The organism is Coprococcus comes ATCC 27758, from assembly GCF_025149785.1.
Lineage (GTDB): Bacteria > Bacillota > Clostridia > Lachnospirales > Lachnospiraceae > Allocoprococcus > Allocoprococcus comes.
The window spans coordinates 646411-667913 of record NZ_CP102277.1; the positions used below are offsets into that span (position 1 = coordinate 646411).

Genomic DNA, 21503 nt, shown 5'->3' on the forward strand with positions numbered 1-21503 from the left:
CGGATGAGCAGATCTGATCCGGGACGGAAAGAAATCTGGCAGGGGAGAATAATATGGCACTTTATGAAATAAAAGAAGAAAAGGAAAGGGTAATTCTGGTCGGTGTCAGTACAAGGGAGAACGATGACACGGAAGATTCTCTGGATGAGTTAAAGGATCTGGTGAAGACCGCAGGTGCGGAAGCGGTCGGACGGGTAATCCAGAAAAGAGAGCTTGTCCATCCGGGAACTTATGTCGGAAAAGGCAAGATTGAGGAAATCCGGGAGCTTTTGTGGGAGCTTGACGCAACCGGGATCGTCTGTGATGATGAGCTGTCTCCGGCACAGATGAACAATCTGACGGATATTCTGGATGTGAAGGTAATGGACCGGACGATGGTCATTCTGGATATTTTTGCAGGACGGGCTTCTACAAGTGAAGGAAAGATCCAGGTAGAACTGGCACAGCTTAAGTACCGGCAGTCACAGCTTACTGGGGCAGGAAGGGCGATGTCACGTCTGGGAGGTGGAATCGGAACCAGAGGACCGGGAGAAAAGAAGCTGGAGATGGACCGGAGACTCATCAAGAACCGGATCGCACAGCTGAACCGTGAACTCAGGGAGGTGAAGAGACACCGGGAACTGACACGCGAACAGCGGACGAAGAACCGGATCCCGGTCGTGGCAATTGTCGGTTATACCAATGCCGGAAAGTCCACGCTTCTCAACACACTGACCGGAGCCGGTGTGCTGCAGGAGGATCAGCTTTTTGCAACTCTTGATCCGACGACAAGAAGCCGGAAGCTGCCAAGTGGGCAGGAGATTCTTCTGACAGATACGGTAGGCTTTATCCGGAAGCTGCCTCATCATCTGATTGATGCATTTAAAAGTACGCTGGAAGAAGCGAAGTATGCGGATCTGATCCTGCATGTAGTCGATGCATCCAATCCACAGATGGATGAGCAGATGTATGTGGTGTATGAGACACTGCAGCGTCTGGAGGCAATGGACAAACCGGTGGTCACGGCATTTAACAAGATGGACAGGATCGGGGAAAGCCTGACGGTACGTGACTTTAAGGCAGACCGGATCGTACAGGTGTCTGCAAAGACCGGAGAAGGTCTGGAGGCGCTTCTTCAGGCAATAGAAGAGATCCTGCGGGAGCAGAAAATTTATATCGAACGAGTTTATTCCTATCAGGAATCCGGGAAAATCCAGCTCATCCGGAAGTATGGAGAACTGCTGGAGGAAGAATACAAAGAAGATGGAATCCATGTATCTGCATACGTGCCGAAAGAGCTTGACGGGAGGGTATAACAGATGGCTTTACAGTTTATTTTTGGAAATCCGGGTTCGGGCAAGTCACATTATCTATATGAACATATCATTCGGGAATCAATGAAACATCCTGATATTAATTATATTATTCTGGTGCCGGAACAGTTCACGATGCAGACGCAGAAGGAACTGGTCCTGCGGCATCCGAGACATGGAATTATGAACATAGACGTGCTGAGTTTTGCACGTCTTGCTTTTCGTGTTCTGGAAGAAACAGGGAATGGAAGCAGGGAGATTCTGGATGATGAAGGAAAGAATCTGATCCTCAGGCGACTCGCGGGGAAAAAAGAAGATTCGCTAAAGGTTTTAAAAGGAAATATCAAAAAGCCAGGTTACATCAGTGAGGTGAAATCCGTTATTTCCGAGCTGACGCAGTACAACATTTCCCCGGATGGCATGGATGATATGATCACGGAGGCAGATGAGTCTTCGTATCTTGCCTGGAAATTGAAGGATATCCAGGTGATGTATCAGGCATTTGAAGAATATCTTGCAGATAAATATATTACAAAAGAAGAAATTCTGGACATTCTCTGCAATGTGATGGACAAATCGAGAATGCTGAAGGACAGTGTGATCGTACTGGATGGGTTTACCGGATTTACGCCGCTTCAGAACAAGGTGCTGGGGGAAATGCTGCATCATTGTCAGAAGGTGATGATTACTGTCACGATGGATAAGAGGGAAGATCCTTACGTGATGAAAGACAAGTATCAGCTGTTTGCGCTGAGTAAGCAGATGGTGACGTCTCTTGTGAAGATTGCAGGGGAGGAAAAGGTGCTGGTCGAAGAGCCGGTCTGTCTGTACCAGGAGCCGGTCTGGCGTTTTAAAAATGCGCCGGCACTTGCATTTCTGGAGAAGGAACTGTTCCGTTACAGTGGCAGGACTTACAGGGAAAAGCAGTCAAATGTGCGGGTTTATGCAGCGGCAAATCCTAGGATGGAAGTAGAATGCGCTGCCCAGAGGATACGTTTTTTAATTCGCAAGAAAGAATATCGTTACCGGGAGATCGCGGTGATCGCAAGTGACATGAATCTCTATGCGGATGAGATCGAGAAGATTTTCCGGGAGTATGAGATTCCGGTTTTCATGGATTATAAGCGGAATGTACTTTTAAATTCTTTTGTGGAGTATATCCGGAGTCTTCTTGCGATGGCAGAACAGAATTTTTCTGCAGAAAGTGTGTTCCGTTTCTTAAGAACGGATCTGGTCGGATTTACCGGTGAGGAATTGGATCTTCTGGAAAATTATGTACTTGCGCTTGGCATCCGTGGTTACAAAAAATGGCAGGAAAAATGGATCCGCAGAGCGAAGGATACGACAGAGGAAGAGTTGGAGGTACTGAATCATCTCCGGGTATGCTTTGTGGAAAAAACAGAAGATCTGGTGTTTGTCTTAAAGCAGCGTCAGAAGACAGTGCGGGATGTGACGCTTGCAATCTGTGAATTTCTGGAAAAAGAAGAAATCCAGAAGCAGGTAAAAGTATTGGAGAATCAATTTACAGAAGCAGGAGAGCTTGCACTTGCAAAAGAATATGCACAGATCTATCGTGTGGTGATGGAGCTGTTTGACAAGTTTGTAAGTCTTCTTGGAGATGAGCGGATTGCGCTCAAAGAGTACAGGGAGCTTCTGGATGCCGGAATGGAAGAGGCAAGGATCGGTGTAATTCCGCCAAGTCTGGATGAAGTGATGGCAGGAGATATTGAGCGAACGAGACTGAAAGATATCCGGGCGCTGATCCTTCTGGGAGTCAATGATTCTCTGATTCCGGGAAATGCATCCGCAGGTGGACTGATTTCAGACAGAGACCGGGAGCGTTTTGAAGAAAGAGGAATTGCGCTTGCACCGGGAACAAGAGAAAAAAGTTACATCCAGAAATTTTATCTGTATCTGCACATGACAAAGCCGACGGAAGAATTGATGCTGACCTACAGTAAAGTATCGGCCGATGGAAAGAGCAGGAGGGCGGCATATCTGATCGGGGATCTGAAGCGGATGTATACAAAGCTTTCTGTATTTAATATGGATCAGTATGGGATGGAGACAAAAGAAATGCTTCCACAGACCGGGATCGGGTCATTGATCGAAGGATTACAGAACCCGAAAAAGATGGAGGAAGGCAGCTGGCAGGAGCTGTACCGTTGGTATTGTGCGCAGGAGGACTGGAACGAAAAGGTGCACGATCTGGCAAGGATCAACAGATACCGCAGGCCGGAGGACAATCTGACTTTGCAGACCGCACGGAAGCTTTATGGAGACTGGGCACCAAGCATTTCAAGACTGGAGAAATTTGCTGCCTGTGCCTGTGCGCATTTTCTGACCTATGGACTTCGCCTTAAGGAGAGAGAGGTCTATGAATTTGCTGCTCTTGATTTTGGAAATATTTTTCATAAAGCACTGGAAAAATATGCCCGACGGGTAGAACGGGAAGGCCTGGAATGGACTGAGGTTACAAAGGAGCAGCAGGAACAGTTTGCGTCGGAAAGCGTGGATGAGAGTATCGTAGATTACAGCAATACCGTAATCTACAGCAGTGCGCGGAACGCGTATATCGTGCCACGTATGAAACGTATGATGAACCGGACGGTCTGGGCGATGACAAAGCAGCTTCGGAAGGGAAGCTTTAAACCGGAGGGCTATGAGGTAAGCTTTGGAAGCGGAAAGATTGACAGGATCGATACATGTGAGACGGAAGATCAGGTCTATGTGAAGATCCTGGATTATAAAACCGGGGCAAAGAGTTTTGATATGGCAGCTTTTTATCATGGTCTGCAGATGCAGCTGGTGGTGTATATGGAAGAAGCAGTCCGGCTGGAGGAAAGAAAACATCCGGGTAAAAAGATTGTGCCGGCAGGCATTTTCTACTATCGGATGAAGGATCCGATCGTCGGGAAAGAGCTGGATGAAGAAAAACTGGAAGAGGCAATTTTAAAGGAGCTTCGGCTGGATGGAATCATCCGTCAGGAGGATGCCGTGATTCAGAGACTGGATGCGGATTTTTCGGGGAATTCGCTTGTGATTCCGGCAGGAAAGACGAAAAGCGGCTATTCCAAAGCATCCAAAATGCTCCTGCCGGAAGAGTTTGATGCAGTGCTGACTTATGCACAGAAAAGACGGACTGATCTTCAGGGAGCAATGTACCGCGGAAAGGCGGAGGCACTGCCGTATGAGATGGGTACACAAAATGGCTGTACGTATTGCCCATACCGGGATATCTGCGGATTTGATGAGCAGATCGAAGGATATGAATACCGGAAGCTTGAGAAGCTTCCGAAGGAAATTGTAATGGAGAAAATTATGGCGAAGCTGGAAGAGGAGAAGCAGACATGGGAGTAAAATGGACCGAAGAACAGCAGCAGGTGATCGACCTGCGCGATCATAATATTCTGGTGTCAGCAGCCGCTGGCTCCGGGAAAACTGCTGTTCTGGTGGAGCGGATTATTGCGAGGCTGACAAGGGATGCAAATCCGGTGGATGTCGACCATATGCTGATCGTGACCTACACTGAGGCGGCGGCTGCTGAGATGAAAGAAAGGATCGGTGCTGCGATTGAGAAGGAGCTGGAGGAGGATCCGTCAAGTGAACATCTGAAGCGGCAGTCTGCCCTGATCCATACAGCAAAGATTACAACGATCCACAGCTTCTGCCTGTCTGTGATCCGGGAGTATTTTCACACGATCGATCTGGATCCTGGATTCCGTATTGCGGAAGAAGGAGAATTAAAGCTTTTGAAGCAGGACGTGATGAAAGAGCTTCTGGAAGCAAAATATGAAGAAGGAAACGAGGATTTCCTGCGTTTTGTGGAGACTTTTGCAACCGGAAGGGAAGATCTGCAGGTGGAAGAAATCATCAGCAGACTGTATGAATTTGCCGGAAGTTATCCGGATCCGGAGGAGTGGCTGGATGACTGTGCAAGGATGTACGAAGAGAGCGGGGAAAAAGCCATTTATATTGAAAAGGTGATGGAGTATATCCGGAGAACAGTTGCGGATATGCAGATGCTGATGGAAAAAGCGGACCAGATCTGCATGGAACCGGACGGACCGTATATGTATGGAGAAATGCTGGAAGCGGATCAGAAAGTTCTGAGAAAGCTTTTTGCGGCAAAGAGCTATGAAGAAATGTATGAGGCACTGAAAGAAAAGCCGGCATGGAAAACTCTGTCCAGAAAGAAAGATGACGCAGTAGATCCGACAAAAAGAGAGCAGGTAAGAGCCTATCGGGATACCTGGAAGAAACTTATCGATGACATTCGAAACAATTATTTTTTCCAGCCGCCATCTGAGATGGAAGCAGACCGGAAAATCTGCATTCCGGTGATGCATGAGCTGGTCAGTCTGGTAAAAGAATACCAGAGGGTACTTGCAGCTAAGAAGGCAGAAAAAAATCTGATCGATTTCCGGGATATGGAACAGTTTGCCTTGCAGATCCTGACAAGAAAAGAAAACGGAAAAAGAGTGCCTTCTGAGGTGGCCAAGGAGTATCAGAATACATTTGAGGAAGTAATGATCGATGAATATCAGGACAGTAACCTGATCCAGGAGGCGATCCTGACCAGTGTGTCCCGGATCAGCAGAGGGGAAAATAATCTCTTCATGGTAGGAGATGTGAAGCAGAGTATTTACCGTTTCCGCTTGTCAAGGCCGGAGCTTTTCATGGAAAAATTCAATACCTACAGTCTGACGTACGGAGGAAACAGGCGAATCGATCTGCACAAAAATTTCCGAAGCCGGGCAGAAGTGCTGGATGCGGTAAACTTCATTTTCCGACAGATCATGACCGAAGAGCTTGGAAGGATCACATACGATGAGAATGCTGCACTTTATGTGGGAGCTTCTTACCCGGAATCCGAAAAGAATGAGACAGAAATCCTTCTTCTGGATACAAAAAGTGAGGAAGAGGATACCGGGCTTTCTGTGCGAAGCGGAAGCCAGACGGCAAAAGAGCTGGAAGTCCGTCTGATCGCACAAAGAATCGGAGAGCTGATGGAAAATCAGCAGATTGTAGATAAAGAAACGGGAATGTTGCGACCGATACGCTATCAGGATATTGTAATCCTGACAAGAAGCCCTGCAGGGTGGACCGATACTGTTACACGAATTTTGCAGGATGAGGGAATACCGGTTCTGGCTGAATCGGCAGATGGGTATTTTGAAACTCTGGAAATTGGATGGATGATGGACTATCTGCGTGTACTTGACAATTTTCGTCAGGACATTCCACTCGTTGCAGTGCTGAAATCCCCGTTTGGAAGAATGACAAATGAAGAACTGGCACAGATCAGAGAATTGAATGCAGAAGTACCATTTTATCAGAATGTGCTGGAAACAGCGGATCCGGAAAAAAAGACAGATCTTCCGGCGGGCATTCTGAAAAAAGTGCGCGATGTATTTGGATGGCTCTTTTATTTCCGGGAGAGGATACCGTACACGGCAATCCATGATCTCCTGTGGGAGATCATGAAAAAGACAGGATACCGGGATTATATCGCGGCAATGCCAGGAGGAAAAGGAAGGCGCGCGAATCTTGATATGCTGATCACCAGGGCAAAGGCATTTGAGGCAACCAGTTATAAGGGACTGTATCATTTTGTCCGTTATATTGATCAGCTCAAGAAATATAATGTAGACTTTGGGGAAGCCGGGCTTTACGATGAGCAGACGGATGCAGTTCGTCTGATGAGTATCCATAAGAGTAAAGGATTGGAATTCCCGGTTGTGATTGTGACCGGAATGGGAAAGAGGTTCAACATTCAGGATACCACGGCAAGCGTTGTGATCCATCCGGATCTGGGGTTTGGAATCGATGCGATCGATCTGGAGCGGCGAACCAAATCTCCGACACTATTAAAGAAAGTTATTCAAAATGAAATCGGTCTGGAAAATCTTGGTGAGGAGCTTCGTGTGCTTTATGTAGCACTTACACGTGCAAAGGAAAAGCTGATTCTTACCGGAACGGTTCCACATGCGGCAGACAAACTGGAAGCCTGTCAGCTGGAACAGGAAAATAGTCAGAAAGAAACACTGGACTTTACAAAACTTGCACGTGCAACGTCTTATTATGACTGGATCCTTCCGGCGGCAGTGCGTAAAACAGAAGAAGTTCCAATCGAATTAAAAGTGATTGGTGTTGATACGCTTGTAGAAGGTGAAGTGGATAAGGAAGCAGCAGATTATCTGGAAAAAGAGGTGTTCCTTGAAAAAATAGAAGCAGAAGAACATCCGATGTCTGTGACAGATGAACGTTTTCGGGCAAAAATCGAGGAAGCATTTTCCTACAGATATCCGTATCAGGGTGAAGATCAGCTGAAAATGAAGTACACCGTGTCAGAGCTGAAAAAATATGCGGCAGCTTCGGAAGAAGAAGATGGAGAAATACTGATTCCGGAAGAGGAGATTGTTCCAATCCTTCCGAATTTTATGAAAGAGGAAGAAGAGGTAAAAGGAGCAACAAAAGGAACAGCTTATCATAAAGTAATGGAGCTTCTCGATTTTTCGAAAATATATACGATGGATTTACTGCGGGAAAACATAGAGAATCTGAAAAACGAAGGATACCTGGATGCGGGAACAGCCGGGTGTATTCAAAAAAAAGAAATTATGGAGTTTCTTAATACGAATGTGGGAAAAAGAATGCAAAATGCAGCCAGGGCAAAAACACTTTACCGCGAGCAGCCGTTTGTTCTCGGTGTAGATGCAAAAGAATTTTATCCGGATCAGAAAAAGGGTGAAATGGTACTGATCCAGGGAATTATTGATGCTTACTTTGAAGAAGACGGAGAAATCATCGTACTCGATTATAAAACCGACCGTGTACAAACCGAAGCCGAACTAAAAGACCGCTACCGGGAACAGCTCCGCCTTTACACCAAAGCCCTTGAACAGATCATTCGGAAAAAAGTAAAAGAACAGATCATCTACTCCTTCACCCTTCGCAAAGAAATCCACCTGGAGGACTACAAAAATGATTAAAATAATACTCCTTGTATACCTGCTATTGATCAACATCATCACCTACTTCACCTACGCCGCCGATAAAACCAAAGCCCGCCAAAACAAATGGCGAATCCCCGAACGCACCCTCATCCTCCTGGCCCTCCTCGCCATGAAACACTACCACCACAAAACCCGCCACCTGAAATTCAAATTAGGAATCCCTATTATTCTAATCATTCAAATAGTAATTACATATTTTCTTTACCCCCATATTTAAAATATTTGATCCCCCAGCACAGTCGCCTTACAGGCGCTGTGTGTCCCCTTTTCACAATCCTTCAAATTTCGCCCCAGCATCAGCCCTGGCAGCCCGCCCAAGCGGATGGTTGGTCATTCGATAACCTTGAGCGGCTTGCAGATAGAAATAAAGTCCACCACTTCCCTTGAGGGGCAATGGAGATGAGACTCAAACATTGTGGAAGCCATTGCTGACACAATGTTCGCATTCAGAGGCTCATCGGAATGCCTTCGCCCCGTGGGAAGAGGGGGACTTTATTTCTATCCGCAAGCTGTCACAACCTCCCTCCCACCCATCCGTCCCCCACCCATTTCTTTAGGAAATCTTCAGAAAGTCTTATACAATATTATATTGACTCACTATATTATATAACGTATAATATGCTTAACAAAACAATATAACAAACAATAAAAGGATGTGAATCATATGGTATTTAACACCGGAGCTGCCCTCCTTGATGCAATCGTGCTTGCCGTTGTATCACGGGAACAGGAAGGAACCTATGGATATAAGATCACACAGGATGTCCGGAGAGTTCTGGATGTATCGGAATCAACGATGTACCCGGTACTCAGAAGACTTCAGAAAGATGAATGCCTGGAAGTCTACGATATGCAGTTTGACGGAAGAAACCGCAGATACTATAAAGTTACAGAAAAAGGAATGGCACAGCTTAATTTGTATAAAGTCGAATGGAAGAACTACACAAGGAAGATTACAGAGATGTTCGAGGGAGGTGCAGCCGAATGAACCGTACAGAGTATATGAGGGAATTAGATGCACTGCTTCATGGAATTTCGAAAGAAGAAAGAGAAGAAGCAATGCAGTATTACAATGATTATTTTGATGACGCCGGAAGCGAGAATGAAGAAAAAGTAATCGAAGAGCTGGGAAGTCCTGCAAAGCTTGCCGAAACGATCCGTGCCGGGATAAATGGTAATACCGATGATGCGGAAAGTTATGGAGAGTACGGAGAGCGAGGATATCAGGACAGGCGTTTTGACAGCAGTGAGTACCCGGCAGGAAGAGATGACTATTATAAAGACAGCTATTCGGAGACATATGGAGAAAGCCAGTCACAGAATGACAGGAATCCATTTTCGGAAAGACAGTATTCTTATACAGCTAATTCTAATCAGGGATATACATATGCGGGAAATCAGGGATATGGTGCGGGTCAGACGACAGAAATGCCACGGAAGAAATCCAGTGCCGGCAAGATCATTCTGATCATCTGTATCCTTGTGATTGGGCTTCCAATTGTAGTTCCGACAGCACTTGGTCTTCTTTTGGCGGCATTTGGAGTTCTGGTCGTACTTGCAATATCAGCAATAGCGATCTGGGTGGCAGCAGTTGCAACCGCAGCCGTAGGGATTCTGTTGGGGATTCACGGATTTGGTCAGCTGTTTTATTCCCCGGTTCTTGGAATCGGAATGCTTGGTGTCGGCTGCCTGCTGCTGGCACTTGGGGCAGTATTTACAGTATTGATCGGATGGGGATGTATCAAACTGATTCCAATGATGTTCCGTGGGCTTGTAAATCTTTGTCGCAGACCATTTCAGAAAAAGAGAGGTGAATGCAGATGAAAAAAGGATGGAAGATTTTCTGGACAGTTATTATAAGCCTGACAGGGGCAGGAGTTGTATTTTGTATCATTGCATTATGTCTTGGAGTCACATTTTCACAGTTTGAAAAAGCATATCCGAATGGAATTGGTATTATGAGAAAGAATTATGTTTCTTTCGATGACGATTGGGATGATGATGAGCTGGATGATACAGAAAATGTTGTATCGGAAGAGGCATTTTCCGGTGTGGAGAATCTGAAGCTTGATATCGGTGCAAGTGAGGTGCGGATCAAGACGGGGACAGATGACAAGATCCATGTGGATGATTCCGGAATGAAAACGGAAAACGCAGTGCAGAAAACGTTGTCCCATGACGGAAAAACTCTGGAAATAACAACGAAAATGCGCAGCAGTTTCAGTTTCAAAAATGTGAGAAACGCAAAGGGAACACTTGTGATCTATCTTCCAAGAGATTACAAGTTCGATCAGGTGGACATGGAATATGGTGCAGTAACAGCAGAGATCGATGGACTAAATGCGAAAAGCCTTAAGATTGAAAGCGGGGCATCAGGCTGTACAATAAAAAATGCAGATATAGAGGAGTTAGATGTAGAAACAGGTGCCGGAAGTCTGGATTTTTATGGAACAGTGGAAAAAGAAGTGGACATTGACTGTGGTGCTGGAAGCGTCACACTGAATCTGGAAGGAAAAGTGGAGGATTATAATTATGAACTGGATAGCAGTGCCGGTTCGGTAGAAATTGGAGAAGATATAGATCTTGGCGGCTTAAGCACAGAGAAGTCAATCGATAATGGCAGTAAACGCACGATTGAGATATCGAACGGAGCAGGCAGCGTGGAGATCCGTTTCCATTAGAATTAACATAGACAGAAAAATGTATCAGATGAAACACATATATAATAGAAGAAACACAAAAATAGGAGAAACTTTTAGGAGGAATTTTTATGGAACAGAAAAGATTATACAGATCCGTAACAAACCGTAAGATCTGCGGTGTATGTGGAGGCCTTGGAGAATATTTTAATATCGATCCTACATTGATCCGGCTTGGAGGTGTTTTGCTGGCTTGCGTAAGTTGTGGGACTGCCGTGGTTGCCTATTTTGTTGCAGCAGTTATCATTCCGGATCCAGAATAAAAAATAAGAGAGCTTTGCCGATAAAGAAAAGGCAGAAGGAGAAGAAGTCGGAAGTAATGTTTTCGGCTTCTTTTATAATAATCAAGTATAAATGTATAAAATCCGTAATTGGGGAAACACTCTGAAAAAGGAGTTGAAAGGTATGAAAAGCACAAAGACAAAGAAAATCAGACGCGAAGATATCCCCAATCTGGAAACAAGTGAGCGGGTAAAATACGAGATTGCGGAGGAGCTTGGACTTCTCGATAAGGTTCTGGAAGATGGCTGGAAGAGTCTGTCATCAAAAGAAACCGGGCGGATCGGAGGAATCATTTCAAAAAAATCCAGGACGAATGAGACTGGGAATTTACAATAATATTACAAATTTTAAAAAATGTGAATATTTTGCAACGTTTGTTGAAAAAGCACTGTATGTTTGATATAATCGCTTGACCGCAAAAACCGAGAAAATGGAACGGGTGAGGCAAATGAATGAAAAAATGAACGTACTGGACGTACAGCTTGATAACTGTACGGCAAAAGATGCGATGAAGATCATTGCAGAATATATGCAGACAGAAGAACTTAACACAGTAGATATTGTTACGGTGGATACCTTGATGAGAGCGACACAGCTTGACGGTATGAAAGAAGAGCTGGAGAAACTGGATCTTCTGCTTCCGGGAGATATGGCGATTCTTGAAGCTGCAAAGATCACAGATAGAAAGCGGATCCAGGAGATGGAGGATCAGACGATGCTGAAGATGGTATTCCATTATTTTCATAAGAACCGCTGTAAGATATTTATACTGGCAGGATCTGAGGAAGAAGGAGACAGACTGCAGGGCTATCTGCATGAGGCATACAGTGGGATTCAGGTTGTCGGTATGAAAGCAGTACCGGCAGACGAAAGTGAGGATGACAGGATCACCAATCTGGTCAACGGCGGAGAAGTAGACTGTGTGATTGCCAGCATGGATTTCCCTTGGCAGGAACAGTTTGTTTACCGGTGCAAAGAGCAGCTGAATACCAGAATGTGGTTTGGAACAGGACATAGTATTGCTTCCTTTGCAAATGGTGAGAACTGGGCAGATCACCTGAAAAATTTTATCGGTAAAAGGATTTTAAAACGGGAGATCAAAAAAGAGCAAAAAAGAAAAGAAGTATAATTGAAGCGACAAAAGACTGAAAATAATAAAAAAAATCAAAAAATCTTTTTTGATAGAATAAATTTTATAATAAACTCAATTGAGGAAATGCATAAAAAAATGTGATTTCCTCTTTATTTTTTTGGTAATATGTATTAAAGTATTATATGTATATGGCTAAGTCCACAGTTGCGGGGGATGAAGATTGTACAAAGTGTATAGAACCACGGAGGATGGAGGAGAGAGAATATGATATCAAATCAGATACTGCAGAATACGATTGAAGGGTTGAAATCAATTACAAGGATTGATCTTGGAGTGATGGATACAGATGGAAAGACTTTGGCGACAACATTTCCGGAGCCTGGAGATTATGAGAATGCCGTTCTTTCGTTTGTAGAATCTCCGGCAGAAAGTCAGGTGATTCAGGGGTATCAGTTTTTCAAAATTTATGATGAACACCAGCTGGAGTACATTCTGATCGCCAATGGCGGCAGTGAAGATGTTTATATGGTTGGCAAGATTGCAGCCTTCCAGATCCAGAATCTTCTGGTAGCATATAAGGAGCGTTTTGACAAGGATAATTTCATCAAAAACCTCCTTCTTGACAACCTTCTTCTGGTGGATATTTATAATCGCGCCAAAAAATTACATATTGACACAGAGGTAAAACGTGATATCTTTATAGTTGAGACTTCTCGGGAGAGAGATGTCAGTGCGCTTGACAGTCTCCGTTCTGTTCTGGGTGGAAAGGGCAAGGACTTTATTACAGCTGTTGATGAGAAGAACATCATCGTAGTAAAAGAATTAGGTCCTGGCGATGGATATCCGGAGATGGACAAGACTGCGCATGAGATTCTTGATCTTCTGAAAGCAGAAGGAGAAGAGAATATCCGTATCGCATATGGTACGATCGTCAATGACATCAAAGAAGTATCCAAGTCTTACAAAGAAGCGAAGCTTGCGCTCGATGTAGGAAAGATCTTCTTCGACGAGAAGGAAGTTATTGCATATAGTGCGCTTGGAATCGGACGACTGATCTATCAGCTTCCAATTCCGCTCTGCAAGATGTTTATCCGCGAAATTTTTGAGGGGAAATCTCCGGACGAATTTGATGAAGAGACGCTCACGACCATCAATAAGTTCTTTGAGAACAGCCTGAATGTTTCCGAGACATCAAGACAGCTGTATATTCACAGAAATACACTGGTGTACCGTCTTGACAAACTGCAGAAGAGCACAGGACTGGATCTGCGCGTATTTGAGGACGCAATCACATTTAAGATCGCGCTGATGGTAGTCAAATATATGAAATACATGGAAACACTGGAGTATTAAGTTATATCGGAGTATGGATAATTAGGAGGAGCATATGATAGAACTTAAAGAAGTTACCAAGGAATACTCGAAGGGTATTGCTGCACTCAATGGTATCAACCTTCGGATCGAACAGGGAGAGTTCGTATTCGTAGTTGGAGACAGCGGTTCCGGAAAGTCTACGTTGATACGTCTTCTGATGAAGGAGATCGAACCAACGTCAGGTACGATTATTGTCAACGGTCAGAATCTGAATCGTATGAAACATCGCCAGATTCCGCAGTACAGAAGAGGAATCGGCGTTGTATTCCAGGATTTCAGACTTCTGAAAGACCGCAATATTTATGAGAATATTGCATTTGCACAGCGGGTTACAGAAAAATCAACCCGTGTCATCAAAAAGAAAGTGCCGGCGGCTCTGTCACTTGTCGGACTGGCACAGAAGTACAAAGCGTTCCCGAAGGAATTGTCTGGTGGGGAACAGCAGAGAGTTGCAATTGCCAGAGCAGTTGTCAATGAGCCTGCTATTTTGCTGGCTGATGAGCCGACAGGAAACCTGGATCCAACCAACTCATGGGAAATCATGAAACTTCTTGAAGAAGCGAACGAGAGAGGAACTACAGTTCTGGTAGTTACTCACAACCAGGAAATTGTAAACGAGATGAAAAAGCGCGTTATTACGATGAAGAAGGGTGTCATTGTCAGCGACGAACAAGAAGGTGGGTATAAGCATGAGGATTAGTACAGTTGGATACTCCGCGAAACAGGGAGTTAAGAATATTGGAAGAAATAAGATGTTTTCACTGGCATCTGTTGCAACTATGGCTGCATGTATCTTTGTGTTCGGACTGTTTTTCTCAATTATTATGAACTTTCAGTATATTGTACACAAAGCAGAAGAAGGTGTGGCAATCACTGTATTTTTTAATGATGATGCAACGCAGGAGCAGATTGATAATATTGGCGCACAGCTTAAAAAGCAGGATGGTGTAAAAGAGATCAAGTATGTGTCTGCGGACGAAGCATGGGAGACATTTAAAGATCAGTATTTTGGCGAATCAAGTGACCTTGCAGAAGGATTTAAAAATGATAACCCTCTGGCAGGATCTGACAACTATGAAGTATATATGACAGATGTGGCTTCACAGAAGAAGCTGGTTTCCTTTGCGGAAAGCCTTGACGGGGTTCGCAAGGTTAACAAATCAGATACCGTAGCCAATACACTGAACAGTGTGAACAAGCTGGTATGGTATGTATCGGTTGTTATCATCGCGATTCTTCTGGCAGTATCCATTTTCCTGATCAGCAATACGGTCACAATGGGTATTACTGTCCGAAGGGAAGAGATTGCAATCATGAAATATATCGGTGCGAAGGATGGTTTTGTACGGGCACCGTTTATCATTGAAGGTATCCTGATCGGTCTTGTCGGTGCGGCGATTCCGCTTGGTATCCTTTATGTACTTTATAATAGAGCAATTACTTATATTCTTACAAAATTCAGTCTGCTGAATAATATTCTGGATTTCCTTCCGGTGGGGCAGGTATACAAGACACTGCTTCCGGTCGGACTTTTACTGGGAATCGGAATTGGTTTTGTGGGAAGTTTCTTTACGATTAGAAAGCACTTAAGAGTCTAGTCGCATAATATTTAAGGGAGACGAATATGATAAGAGGGAAAAAGATACTTGGGGCGTTACTGGCGTTTACGCTTTGCTTCGGTATGGTAATTCCGGCACAGGCTGATGATATTTCGGATGCGAAAAAGAAGCAGCAGGAGCTGGAACAGCAGAAAAATACGGCTGAGGCGGAGAAGTCGGAACTTTCTTCTGAACTGGATTCCATTGTATCAAAGATGGAGAAGACACAGTCAGATCTGACTGCAAAAGAGACTGAGATCAATGATGCAGAGACAGAGCTGGTAACTGCGAAAGCCAACGAAGATGACCAGTACCAGACGATGAAGCTGCGTATCAAGTATATGTATGAGAACGGGAGCAATGAATTCCTGGAGATCCTGATGGAAGCTAACAGTATTGCAGATCTGCTGAACAAAGCAGAATACATCAATAAGATTTCCAAATGCGACCGTGAACTTCTTGTAGAATACGAAGATACAAGAAAAGATGTCGAGAACAGAGAAAGTGCACTTAAAAAAGAGTATGCAGAGCTGGAAAACCTGCAGGATGAACTTGCGGGAGAACAGGCAAATGTAGAAAAGCTTCTTGCTGATAAGAACATTCAGATCAATAACCTGACATCTGAGATCAGCAGTAACGCTGACAAGCTGAAGCAACTGATTGCAGAAGCAGAGGCGGCAGAAGCCCGCAGAAAAGAAGCAGAAGCGACGGCAGCCGCTCAGGCTGCACAGGCAGCGGCGGCAGCTCAGGCATCAGCTTCGTCAGGCACAAGCAGTTCAGGCAATACAAGCAGCAATGCAAGTGCAACGGGAACCGGATCACTTACACATCCGGTACCGGGAGCAGCGATTACCAGTGGCTTTGGCGGACGTGTGGCACCGACTGCAGGTGCAACAACCGGTCATGACGGAATCGATTATGGTGCAGGATACGGAGCAGCAGTTTATGCGGCTGATTCTGGAACTGTTATTACCGCACAGTACAATAGTGCACGTGGAAATTACATCGTAGTCAATCACGGTAATGGAATGCAGACATGGTATCAGCATCTGAGTTCGATGAATGTTACCGTGGGACAGACGGTGGCAAGAGGTCAGGTGATCGGAAATGTCGGTACGACCGGAATTTCCACAGGACCACATCTTCACTTTGAAGTTCATGTAGGTGGTGTACCGGTCAATCCACTGAACTATCTGTAAGATAATACATAACAGGTATGAAAGAGTAAATGATGGAAAATAATAAAAAGAATTTTTGGAAGGGGGCGCTTGCAGGCGCCCTCGCCATGTTTATGGTAGGTGCTGCGGCACTTGGAATTATGAATGTCGCAGGTGTAGACCTTGGGACCAGTCAGGAAAAGGTTGTAAATGCGCAGGAAGAGAAAAAACTGAATAAACTGAAAAAGCTGATTGATGAAAATTATCTTTATACAGATGATTTGAAAGAAGAAGATCTGGAGAACGGACTTTACAGTGGATACATTAATGCACTGGGAGATCCATATTCCGTATACTATGATGAAGAACAGACTAAATCCCTGCAGGAATCAACTTCGGGAGAGTATTCGGGAATCGGAGTTGTTTTTTCACAGAATCAGGAAACTAAGGTGATCACTGCAGTTCAGGTTTATGAGAACAGCCCGGCGAATGAAGCAGGTATCCAGGTAAATGATATTCTGTATAAGGTTGGAGATAAGGACGTAAGTGGAACGGATCTTTCCGATGTTGTACAGCTGATCCGCGGTGTAGAGAATACGACTGTTGATATCACAGTCCTGCGTGGGGATGATGCGAAGGAAGTGACAATGACGGTTACCCGGAGAAAAATCCAGGTGGAGACAGTCAAGTCTGAAATGAAGGATGACCAGATCGGTTATATCCGGGTTACGGAATTTGACAGTGTGACCTACGACCAGTTCAAGAGTGCACTTGACAGTCTGGAGGATCAGGGGATGAAAGGACTTGTGGTTGACCTTCGGGCAAATCCGGGAGGCAATCTTGCGACAGTCACACAGATGCTGGATCTGCTGTTGCCAAAAGGTACGATCGTGTCAACAAAAGACAAAAGTGGTCACGAAGAGGTGATCTCATCGGATGATGAACACCAGTTTACGAAGCCGATGTCGGTTGTTGTTGACGGCAACAGTGCAAGTGCTTCCGAGATTTTTGCCGGAGCGATCCAGGACTACGGACTTGGATCGATCGTCGGAACAACAACTTACGGAAAAGGAATCGTTCAGCAGATTTTTGATCTTGGAGACGGAACCTGTGTGAAGCTGACAATGGCTGAGTACTATACTCCGAATGGAAGAAATATTCACAAAAAAGGAATTACGCCGGACGTAGAAGTTGAATATCAGCAGGATGAGAATAATCCGAATGCAGATAATCAGCTTGATGCAGCATTGGAACAGGTGAGAAATAAAATCAATCAATAACAGAAATCCGGAGGGAATGCCGAAAACGGCATTCCCTTTTAGTTTTTAATATGATATCATAAGTAAAGAATATTTTTTTTCAGGTAACAAAAGGACAATACTTTCTGTTACAGCAAAAATATAAATAGAAAACTGGAGGGAATAAGATGATTAACAAATTAGTCGCTAACATTAAAAAAACAGGAGCACCTATCGTTGTCGGACTGGATCCGATGCTTTCCTATGTACCAGAGCAGGTACAGAAAAAGGCATTTGCAGAGTATGGCGAGACTTTGGAAGGAGCAGCAGAAGCTATCTGGCAGTTCAACAAAGAGATCGTGGATAAGACTTATGATCTGATCCCGGCAGTTAAACCGCAGATCGCTATGTACGAACAGTTTGGAATTCCGGGACTTCAGGCATTCAAGAAGACGGTAGACTACTGTAAAGAAAAAGGACTTGTTGTCATCGGAGATATCAAGAGAGGTGATATCGGTTCTACTTCAGCAGCATATGCTGTTGGACATCTTGGAAGGGTTCAGGTAGGAAGCAAATCCTATGTACCGTTCGATGAAGATTTCGCTACTGTGAATCCGTATCTTGGATCTGACGGAGTAAAGCCATTTATTGAAGTATGTAAAGAAGAGAAGAAAGGTCTTTTTATCCTTGTTAAGACATCCAATCCATCCAGTGGAGAATTCCAGGATCGGCTGATCGATGGTCGTCCGCTTTACGAACTGGTCGGAGAAAAGGTTGCCGAGTGGGGAGCAGACTGCATGGGTGATGATTATAGCTACATCGGAGCAGTTGTGGGAGCTACTTATCCGGAGATGGGAAAAGTCCTTCGTAAAGTAATGCCGAAATCCTACATTCTGGTTCCGGGATACGGTGCACAAGGTGGAAAAGGAAAAGATCTGGTTCATTTCTTTAATGAAGATGGACTTGGAGCAATCGTAAACTCATCCAGAGGAATCATTGCAGCATATAAGCAGGAAGCTTATGCAAAATACGGTGCAGAGAACTTTGGAGATGCATCCCGTGCAGCAGTAGAAGCCATGGTAGCAGATATCAAAGGCGCGCTTGAGAACAGATAAGAGAAAAGAATGAGCCGGTGTGACAGAAGCTTCTGACATACCGGCAAATCCGGATTATAGGAGAATAGAAGATGACTACAAAGAAAAAAGAACAGGCAAAGGTTGTATCGCAGGAGCAGCTTGCTGATGGAATCTTCAGTATGTGGATCCAGACAGAAGCAGCAGGGAGTGCAAGACCGGGGCAGTTTATTTCCATGTATACCAATGATGGAAGCAAGCTTCTTCCACGCCCGATCAGTATCTGTGAGATTGATAAAGAAGGTGGAAAACTTCGTGTGGTTTACCGTGTAACAGGGGAAAAAACCGGAACAGAAGAATTTTCACAGATGAAGGCAGGAGATACCATTCCGGTGATCGGACCACTTGGTAATGGATTCCCATTTGAGAAGGCCGAAGGAAAGAAGGTATTTCTGATGGGAGGAGGAATCGGTGTGCCGCCGATCCTGGAGCTTGCAAAACAGATGAAATGTGAGAAAAAGCAGATTGTGGTTGGATACCGTGATGCACATACCTTCCTGAAAGAAGAATTTGAACAGGCAGGAGAGCTTTATATTTCAACCGAAGATGGCAGTGTCGGAACAAAAGGAAATGTCATGGATGCAATCCGTGAGAATGCGCTGGAAGCAGATATGATCTATGCCTGTGGACCAACTCCGATGCTCCGTGCGATCAAACAGTATGCAGAAACAAACGGAATCGAATGCTATATTTCTCTGGAAGAGAGAATGGCATGTGGAATCGGTGCCTGTCTTGCGTGCGTGTGCAAGTCAAAGGAAAAGGATGCGCACAGCAATGTGCACAACAAACGTATCTGTAAAGACGGACCGGTATTTCTTTCTACGGAGGTGGAAATTTAATGGATATGCGTGTAAATATTGCCGGAGTAGAATGGAAGAATCCGGTAACAGTGGCATCAGGAACCTTCGGATCAGGAGAAGAGTTTTCTGAATTTGTAGATCTGAACAAGCTTGGAGCTGTGACAACAAAAGGTGTGGCAAATGTACCGTGGCCGGGCAATCCGACTCCGCGTGTAGCCGAGGTTTACGGCGGAATGATGAACGCCATAGGACTTCAGAATCCGGGAATCGATCTGTTCTGTAAAAGAGATATTCCGTATCTGAAAAACTATGATACCAAGATCATTGTGAATGTCTGCGGACATGCACCGGAAGAGTATCTTGAAGTGGTAGAACGCCTTGCGGATGAACCGATCGATATGATGGAAATCAACATTTCCTGCCCGAATGTCAATGCAGGATTCCTTGCTTTCGGACAGGATGCAAAGCATGTAGAAGAGCTGACCGGACAGATCAAGAAGATCGCAAAGCAGCCGATCATCATGAAGTTGACACCGAATGTAACCGATATTACTGAGATAGCAAAAGCGGCAGAAGCAGGCGGTGCGGACGCAGTTTCCCTGATCAATACCCTGACCGGTATGAAGATTGATATCAATCGTAAGACATTTGCGGTGGCAAATAAGACCGGAGGTGTATCAGGACCGATCGTCAAACCGATCGCTGTTCGCATGGTATATCAGGTAGCACAGGCAGTGAACATCCCAATCATTGGGATGGGCGGTATTTCCTGCGCAGAAGATGCGATCGAATTCCTTCTTGCAGGAGCAAGTGCCGTATCCGTAGGAACAGCCAACTTTCACAATCCGGCAGTGACGATGGAAGTGATCGATGGAATTGAAGCCTACATGAAGAAGAATGGCTTTGAGTCTGTGAAAGATATGGTTGGAATTGTAAAATAAAGAACAGATAAGAGATGGAGGATAAATAAAATGGAAAGCTACAAACAGGAATTTATTGATTTTATGGTAGAAAGCCACGTGCTTAAATTTGGAGAATTTACACTGAAAAGCGGAAGAAAGTCCCCTTTCTTCATGAATGCAGGAGCTTATGTGACAGGATCACAGCTCAAAAGACTCGGTGAATATTACGCAAAAGCAATCCATGACAAATACGGGGATGATTTTGATGTATTATTCGGACCTGCTTACAAAGGAATCCCGCTTGGAGTTGTAACCGCGATCGCTTACAGTGAATTATACGGAAAAGAGATCCGTTACTGCTCAGACCGTAAAGAAGAAAAAGATCACGGAGCAGATAAGGGAAGCTTCCTCGGAAGCAAGCTTCAGGACGGAGACCGCGTGGTTATGATCGAAGATGTTACCACATCCGGCAAATCCATGGAAGAGACTGTACCGAAGGTAAGAGGAGCCGCTGATGTAACAATTGTTGGACTGATGGTATCCCTTGACCGTATGGAAGTAGGAAAAGGCGGTGTGAAATGCGCACTCGATGAAGTAAAGGATCTTTACGGATTTGAAACTAATGCAATCGTAACCATGAAGGATGTAGTAGAGCATCTGTACAACAAACCATGCAATGGTGAAATTGTTATCGATGACAAGATCAAGGCTGCAATCGACGCATACTATGAGCAGTATGGTGCAAAATAAGGAGGAGTTACAGTGACAGAAAAGACATATAAGGTGATGGGACTTGCCGGCGGTGCCAATATTGCGATCGGAATTATTTCTATTGTTGTTGGTGTGACAACCGGGATCATTTTGCTTGTCAGCGGTGGAAAGCTGCTTGGTGCGAAAAAGGGACTGACATTTTAGG

The 21503-nt window shown here is 44.7% G+C and carries 20 protein-coding genes; all 20 read left to right on the forward strand.

The genetic code is table 11. From position 1 onward, the window contains the following. Positions 1-53 precede the first annotated feature (53 nt). The 20 genes from hflX (at position 54) to NQ556_RS03555 (ending at position 21502) form a co-directional block, all read left to right on the forward strand. Positions 54-1295: a GTPase HflX gene (gene hflX, locus NQ556_RS03460; protein ID WP_022220997.1), complete on the forward strand. Its 1242-nt coding sequence runs from the start codon at positions 54-56 to the stop codon at positions 1293-1295. 3 nt (positions 1296-1298) lie between these two features. Next, positions 1299-4652 (forward strand): helicase-exonuclease AddAB subunit AddB, encoded by a 3354-nt coding sequence (addB, locus tag NQ556_RS03465; protein ID WP_204575809.1) that lies wholly within the window; start codon positions 1299-1301, stop codon positions 4650-4652. Next, complete coding sequence (addA, locus tag NQ556_RS03470; protein WP_008372882.1) at positions 4643-8287, forward strand: helicase-exonuclease AddAB subunit AddA; 3645 nt, start codon at positions 4643-4645, stop codon at positions 8285-8287. The genes addB and addA overlap by 10 nt, the downstream gene beginning before the upstream one ends. Continuing rightward, entirely contained in the window at positions 8280-8528 is a 249-nt protein-coding gene (locus NQ556_RS03475; protein WP_044999050.1) for a DUF1294 domain-containing protein, read from the forward strand. The genes addA and NQ556_RS03475 overlap by 8 nt, the downstream gene beginning before the upstream one ends. Before the next feature lie 447 nt (positions 8529-8975). Further along, the gene (locus NQ556_RS03480; RefSeq protein WP_008372886.1) at positions 8976-9299 is read left to right on the forward strand and encodes a PadR family transcriptional regulator; all 324 of its coding nucleotides are present in this window, start codon (positions 8976-8978) and stop codon (positions 9297-9299) included. Beyond that, positions 9296-10135: a DUF1700 domain-containing protein gene (locus tag NQ556_RS03485; protein ID WP_008372888.1), complete on the forward strand. Its 840-nt coding sequence runs from the start codon at positions 9296-9298 to the stop codon at positions 10133-10135. Before NQ556_RS03480 ends, NQ556_RS03485 begins: the two co-directional genes overlap by 4 nt. Next, positions 10132-10992, forward strand: coding sequence for a DUF4097 family beta strand repeat-containing protein (locus NQ556_RS03490; RefSeq protein ID WP_204575811.1), 861 nt, complete (start codon positions 10132-10134; stop codon positions 10990-10992). The genes NQ556_RS03485 and NQ556_RS03490 overlap by 4 nt, the downstream gene beginning before the upstream one ends. Before the next feature lie 89 nt (positions 10993-11081). Further along, positions 11082-11273, forward strand: coding sequence for a PspC domain-containing protein (locus tag NQ556_RS03495; RefSeq protein WP_008372894.1), 192 nt, complete (start codon positions 11082-11084; stop codon positions 11271-11273). Positions 11274-11415: 142 nt separating this feature from the next. Continuing rightward, a complete protein-coding gene (locus tag NQ556_RS03500; RefSeq protein ID WP_044999053.1) occupies positions 11416-11628 on the forward strand; it encodes a small, acid-soluble spore protein, alpha/beta type in 213 nt (70 codons plus the stop codon). Positions 11629-11740: 112 nt separating this feature from the next. Then, positions 11741-12421, forward strand: a complete 681-nt coding sequence (locus NQ556_RS03505) for a WecB/TagA/CpsF family glycosyltransferase (RefSeq protein WP_022220992.1) — start codon at positions 11741-11743, stop codon at positions 12419-12421. Between the two features lie 228 nt (positions 12422-12649). Further along, positions 12650-13738, forward strand: a complete 1089-nt coding sequence (locus tag NQ556_RS03510; protein ID WP_008372899.1) for a PucR family transcriptional regulator — start codon at positions 12650-12652, stop codon at positions 13736-13738. A gap of 34 nt (positions 13739-13772) precedes the next feature. After that, on the forward strand, positions 13773-14459 hold the full coding sequence (ftsE, locus tag NQ556_RS03515) for a cell division ATP-binding protein FtsE (RefSeq protein ID WP_008372900.1): 687 nt from the start codon (positions 13773-13775) through the stop codon (positions 14457-14459). Further along, positions 14449-15357: a permease-like cell division protein FtsX gene (gene ftsX / locus NQ556_RS03520; protein WP_008372902.1), complete on the forward strand. Its 909-nt coding sequence runs from the start codon at positions 14449-14451 to the stop codon at positions 15355-15357. Before ftsE ends, ftsX begins: the two co-directional genes overlap by 11 nt. 26 nt (positions 15358-15383) lie before the next feature. After that, positions 15384-16556, forward strand: a complete 1173-nt coding sequence (locus tag NQ556_RS03525; protein WP_008372905.1) for a murein hydrolase activator EnvC family protein — start codon at positions 15384-15386, stop codon at positions 16554-16556. A gap of 29 nt (positions 16557-16585) precedes the next feature. Next, entirely contained in the window at positions 16586-17794 is a 1209-nt protein-coding gene (locus NQ556_RS03530; protein WP_008372907.1) for a S41 family peptidase, read from the forward strand. A 146-nt stretch (positions 17795-17940) separates the two neighbouring features. Next, positions 17941-18867 (forward strand): orotidine-5'-phosphate decarboxylase, encoded by a 927-nt coding sequence (pyrF, locus tag NQ556_RS03535; protein WP_008372910.1) that lies wholly within the window; start codon positions 17941-17943, stop codon positions 18865-18867. A gap of 71 nt (positions 18868-18938) precedes the next feature. Further along, on the forward strand, positions 18939-19724 hold the full coding sequence (locus NQ556_RS03540) for a dihydroorotate dehydrogenase electron transfer subunit (protein ID WP_195253351.1): 786 nt from the start codon (positions 18939-18941) through the stop codon (positions 19722-19724). Continuing rightward, complete coding sequence (locus tag NQ556_RS03545; RefSeq protein WP_008372915.1) at positions 19724-20626, forward strand: dihydroorotate dehydrogenase; 903 nt, start codon at positions 19724-19726, stop codon at positions 20624-20626. The genes NQ556_RS03540 and NQ556_RS03545 overlap by 1 nt, the downstream gene beginning before the upstream one ends. A gap of 30 nt (positions 20627-20656) precedes the next feature. Next, the gene (gene pyrE / locus NQ556_RS03550; protein WP_008372917.1) at positions 20657-21337 is read left to right on the forward strand and encodes an orotate phosphoribosyltransferase; all 681 of its coding nucleotides are present in this window, start codon (positions 20657-20659) and stop codon (positions 21335-21337) included. Positions 21338-21349: 12 nt separating this feature from the next. Next, entirely contained in the window at positions 21350-21502 is a 153-nt protein-coding gene (locus NQ556_RS03555; RefSeq protein ID WP_008372918.1) for a hypothetical protein, read from the forward strand. Position 21503 lies beyond the last annotated feature (1 nt).